The organism is Xanthomonas maliensis (assembly GCF_009192945.1).
Lineage (GTDB): Bacteria > Pseudomonadota > Gammaproteobacteria > Xanthomonadales > Xanthomonadaceae > Xanthomonas > Xanthomonas maliensis.
Genome location: NZ_NSET01000072.1, coordinates 1 through 4,590, shown reverse-complemented (window position 1 = coordinate 4,590; position 4,590 = coordinate 1). Strand labels below are relative to the sequence as shown.

Annotated in this window: 4 protein-coding genes and 1 pseudogene; 2 read left to right on the top strand and 3 right to left on the bottom strand. The window is 67.6% G+C overall.

Features of this window, described 5'->3' with window-relative positions:
- Positions 1-238 (top strand): annotated as a pseudogene (locus CKY51_RS20310) (hypothetical protein); the annotation flags it as partial.
- A gap of 15 nt (positions 239-253) precedes the next feature.
- Here the strand turns inward: CKY51_RS20310 and hemB are convergent.
- Positions 254-1,246 (bottom strand): porphobilinogen synthase, encoded by a 993-nt coding sequence (gene hemB / locus CKY51_RS20305; protein WP_031339763.1) that lies wholly within the window; start codon positions 1,244-1,246, stop codon positions 254-256.
- Between the two features lie 472 nt (positions 1,247-1,718).
- The gene (locus CKY51_RS20300; RefSeq protein ID WP_031339761.1) at positions 1,719-1,961 is read right to left on the bottom strand and encodes a hypothetical protein; all 243 of its coding nucleotides are present in this window, start codon (positions 1,959-1,961) and stop codon (positions 1,719-1,721) included.
- Between the two features lie 199 nt (positions 1,962-2,160).
- On the opposite strand from CKY51_RS20300, the gene CKY51_RS20295 reads away from it, so the two are divergent.
- A complete protein-coding gene (locus CKY51_RS20295; RefSeq protein ID WP_022972310.1) occupies positions 2,161-2,616 on the top strand; it encodes a hypothetical protein in 456 nt (151 codons plus the stop codon).
- Between the two features lie 103 nt (positions 2,617-2,719).
- On the opposite strand, the gene CKY51_RS20290 is transcribed toward CKY51_RS20295, so the two are convergent.
- On the bottom strand, positions 2,720-4,510 hold the full coding sequence (locus CKY51_RS20290) for a DUF885 domain-containing protein (protein ID WP_022972309.1): 1,791 nt from the start codon (positions 4,508-4,510) through the stop codon (positions 2,720-2,722).
- Positions 4,511-4,590: the final 80 nt, after the last annotated feature.

Genomic DNA, 4,590 nt, shown 5'->3' with positions numbered 1-4,590 from the left:
CGAGCCGAGGCTGCGGCGGTTCCCGTGGTGGGCGGTGAAGCTGATGCGTCGCATCGTGCCGTTGGCCGGCGAGCTGCACGAAATCCGCCCGCTGTGGCAGCACCCGTTGCGGCTGCGCAATCCCCGTCTGCTCAGCGTGCTCGGCGCCGAGCCGCACACGCCGCTGGACACGGCGGTGGAGGCGACCCTGCAGGCGCTCGGCTGCCTACCGGCACCGCGGCTGGCCGCGGCGCACTGACGCCGCCGTCCGACGTCAACGGGTCTCGCGCAACCAGCGTGCGACTTGCGGCGCGAAATAGGTCAGCACGCCGTCGGCGCCTGCGCGCTTGAAGGCGATCAAGGCCTCCAGCACGCAGCGGCGTTCGTCCAGCCAGCCATTGGCGGCGGCGGCCTTGAGCATGGCGTACTCGCCGCTGACCTGGTAAGCGAAGGTCGGCACATGGAAGGTGTCCTTCACTCGCCGCACCACGTCCAGGTACGGCATGCCCGGCTTGACCATCACCATGTCGGCGCCTTCCTCCAGGTCCAGCGCAATCTCGCGCAAGGCTTCGTCGCCGTTGGCCGGATCCATCTGGTAGGTGGTCTTGTCGGCCTTGCCGAGATTGCCGGCGCTGCCCACCGCGTCGCGGAACGGACCATAGAACGCCGAGGCGTACTTGGCCGAGTAGGCCATGATGCGCACGTGCAACTGGTCCTGCGCATCCAGCGCACGCCGGATCGCGCCGATGCGGCCGTCCATCATGTCCGACGGCGAGACGATGTCCACACCGGCCTGCGCATGCGACAGCGATTGCTTGACCAGCGCCTCGACGGTGATGTCGTTGAGCACATAACCGCGCGCATCGATGATGCCGTCCTGGCCATGGGTGGTGTACGGGTCGAGCGCGACATCGGTCATCACTCCCAGCTCGGGAAACCGCTGCTTGAGCGCACGCACCGCGCGCTGGGCCAGACCCTCGGGATTCCACGCTTCGGCCGCATCCAGACTCTTGCCGGCCGGATCGATCACCGGGAACAGGTCGATCACCGGGATGCCCAGCTCCAGCGCCTGCTCGGCCTCGCGCAGCAACTCGTCCAGCGATAGACGCTCGACCCCGGGCATCGAGGCGATCGGCGCGCGGCCCGGCACATCGTGAACGAACACCGGCCAGATCAGATCGTCGACGGTCAGCGTGTGCTCGCGCATCAAGCGACGCGAAAACGCGTCATGACGCATGCGACGTGGGCGAAAGTGGGGGTGAGCCATCGAAGAATTCCTGACGGTGAAGATGAAAGAGGAGCGGCGGCCATGCGCAGCGTGCGTGCAGGACACGGTGCTGCAAGCTTGCACCAGGCGCTGCGACGTCATTGCGCACGACGGCGCGAGGATTGCAGCAGCGGCCGGCGCAGCAGCGTTGCCATGCGACGCGACGGCCTCACTGCGCACCGCGCTGTTGCGCGAATGTCGTCTTGGCATAGCGCCACGACGGCGTACAGGCAGTTTACTGCCGCCATCGCGCAACGGACGCGCTGCGACGCAGTGTCGCAGCGCTGCAACAGCCTGCGACCGCGCCTAGCGCGTGTGATGCACGTTGAGATGAGATGCGTTGGCCGTCAGCGGTGCGGAGCGGGTGCTGGGTGGCGCTGGCTTGGCTGGCGCCAAGGCAAACCGCGCAGCGCCCGCGTTGCTTCGACGCGCCACAGGACGCCTCGCACTCACCTCAAGTCCATAACACGCTCTAGATCACCCCACCGCCCAGGCTCAGGCGAATGATGCCGACCACGATCACCAGGCCATTGAGCGCAAGGCCCGCTTTGGCGCGCCCACGGTGACCCGGCGAGGTGAACAGCACGGCGATCGCCGCAATCAGCGCCCCGACCGCCGCGAACGGGATCAGGAACCAGTTGCCCCATCCCAGCAAGGGGATGAAGGCCAGGATCATCCAGAGCAACGCCACGATGCCCCACAACAGGCTGATCAGTCCCACGCCCCACCTCGCTTCTGGAAGAAGGCCCCAGCTTAGCGGGACAGTCGCCACGGCACCGTGGGCGGGTGGTCACCATGACCAATGGCGGCTTGCCGACAGGCTCACGCGGTTGCCGCTAGGCTCTGCGCCAGCACGGCGCGATTCAGTGCCGGCCACCGATCATCGCTGGCACAACCGAAGGGGGCCACACGCCATGAACAAACCGCTTGTCCTGGGCGCCGCGCTGGCGCTGTCGCTCGCCGGCTGTGCGAGCAGTTCCAAGGTGATGCTGGGCCAGCCGCGTGCCCCCATCGACCCGGCCTTGGTGCGGATCTATCCGCACGCGCCGGCAGGCTCGCAGGAGATCGCCCAGCTCGAGTCCACCAGCGCCGCCGGCTTCGGCACCCAGGGCCAGACCGATGCCGCGGTGCAACGTCTCAAGCGCGAAGCCGCCAAACTCGGCGCCAACGGCGTCGTGCTGGTCGGCGTGGGTTCGGAGCGCTCCGGCGGCGGCCTGTCGGTCGGCGGCGGCAGCTACGGCGGCCGGGTCGGCGGTGGACTGGGCATCGGCATTCCGACCACCCAGAAGCGTGCGGCCGGCATGGCGATCTGGGTGCCGGAAGGAACGCCGCCACCGCCGCCGGTCGCTCCGAGCGCACCGACACGCTAAGCGACGGCCACGGCTCGGCTGTTGCCTCGCCGGGCCGTTGACAGCCGGATCGTCGCACCGCTGGCCGCAGGCCCACACCGTGAGCCTGCCGGTCGCGTTGCACTCAGCGCTTGCGTTGCTGGGCCGGGATGAACCCGGTCTCCACCGCCTTGGCCAACTGGTCCGGCGGCAACAGGCCCTGATCGAGCAGGAAGTTGTTGAAGGCCAGCCGGTCGAACTGTTTGCCCAGCGCCAGTTCGGTCCGCATGCGCAACTCGAGGATGCGGGTGTACCCATAGAAATAACTGCCGGCCTGGCCGGGCGCGCGCACGGTATAGCGGTCCAGTTCCTGCCGCGTCATCGCCGGCGAAAGACCGACCTGCTCCTCCAGCACCTGGCGCGCGCGCTCGCGATCGATCAGACCCAGGTTGAGCATCGGGTCGAGCATCGCGCGGGCGGCGCGTAGCAAGCGAAACTGCAGGGCAATCAACTGCCCGTCCAGCGGCTCGTACGGCACCATCTCGGCCTCGGCGTAGAGCGCCCAGCCTTCGACATTGACCGAATTGAAGGCGAACAGGCTGCGCGCCAGCGATACCCCGCGCTCGACCATGGCGGTGAATTGCAGCTCGTGGCCGGGGCGACCTTCGTGGGCGCTGAGCGTCCACGCGGCCGAGCCGAAGTTGAAGTCGTCGTACTGGTCGTTGCTGCCGGCGGCCGCATCGGGATTGCCCAACGGCAGCACGAACTGCCCTTGCTGGCCGGTATTGCCGATCATCGGCGCCGGTCGGAAGTGCGGCGCTGGCTGGGCGGCGCTTTCCGCGGCGCTGCCCAGCCGCATCTGCATCGGCCGCTGCGGCACGTCGACGATGCGCTGCTGGCGGATGATCGGATCGATCTGGTCGATGACGCCGCGGTAATGCGCTTCCAGATGATCGTCGGCGATCTTGTCGCGCTTGAGCGCACGGATCACCTGCAGGTAGTCGTTGCCCTGCACGCCCTTGGCCTTGGCCACCAGCGGCGCCAGCTGCTGCATCGCCGAGCGGGTTTCCATGAATTCCAGTTGCGCGCGCTGCATCAGCAACTGCGGGGCGATGTCGATGCCTACCTGCTTGAGCTGGAAGGCATACAGCGGCGCCGGCAAGCGCGTGTCCTTGCGCGCCTTTGGCAGCACCACCGTGCGCGTCCAGCTGGCGTAGTCCTTGAGCTGGGTGGACACCGCCTTCAACGCCTCGCTGCTGTCGGCGATCTTGTACTCCTTGAGCAGCGCGTCGATGCCCTCGATATAGGTATCGACATTGGCCAACGCCTGCTGCACTTCGCGCTCGGTCGGTTGCAGCAGCGCGCGATTGCCCAGCTGTTCTTCATAGCGCTGGCGGGCCTGGGTGGTGATGGGCGTGGTCTGCGGCAGCTGGCCGAGGTAGCGCTTGAGACGCACCAGCGCCTTGGCACGCCGTGCCGGTGCCACCTGTTCGGACAGCAAATCGTTGATGCCGCTGAACACCAATTGCGGCGCATCGACCCACGGCAGCAGATAGCGCTCGTTGAGTTCGCTGCCTTCGATCGCCTGATCGGCGGCGCCGATCATGATCTGCAGGTCCTGGCGCACGTTGGGGTCGCGCTCGCTGCTCAGCTTGGCCTGCAGTTGCGTGCGCGCCTGCGCCATCGCCTCGCGGAAGCGGGCAGGATTGCGTGGGCCGAGGTCGGCGACCTGATCGTCGTATTCCTCCAGGCCCACGGAGCTGGCCGACTCGGGCTGGAAAGCGGCCTGTGCCCGCAGCAGGATCTGCGCATCCGTATTGCTGGTGGTGACCCAGGCCGGCGTGGCAGGCGCGCTGGCAGTTGTTGGCTGGGGCTGCGCCTGCAGCGGCGCGGTGGCGCCCAGCACCAGGGCGATGGCAACAACGAGAGGCTTCATAGCGGGTTCCCCGAAAGATGTGGCACGACCCTACCGATCGCCGTGCGGGACGGCAATCGGCCTAGGGCCTGTTAACACTA

Excerpts from the sequence above, each read along its gene's own strand:
- CKY51_RS20295 (WP_022972310.1), top strand. The coding sequence starts at position 2,161 with ATGAACAAACCGCTTGTCCTGGGCGCCGCGCTGGCGCTGTCGCTCGCC.
- CKY51_RS20290 (WP_022972309.1), bottom strand. The coding sequence starts at position 4,510 with ATGAAGCCTCTCGTTGTTGCCATCGCCCTGGTGCTGGGCGCCACCGCG.
- hemB (WP_031339763.1), bottom strand. The coding sequence starts at position 1,246 with ATGGCTCACCCCCACTTTCGCCCACGTCGCATGCGTCATGACGCGTTT.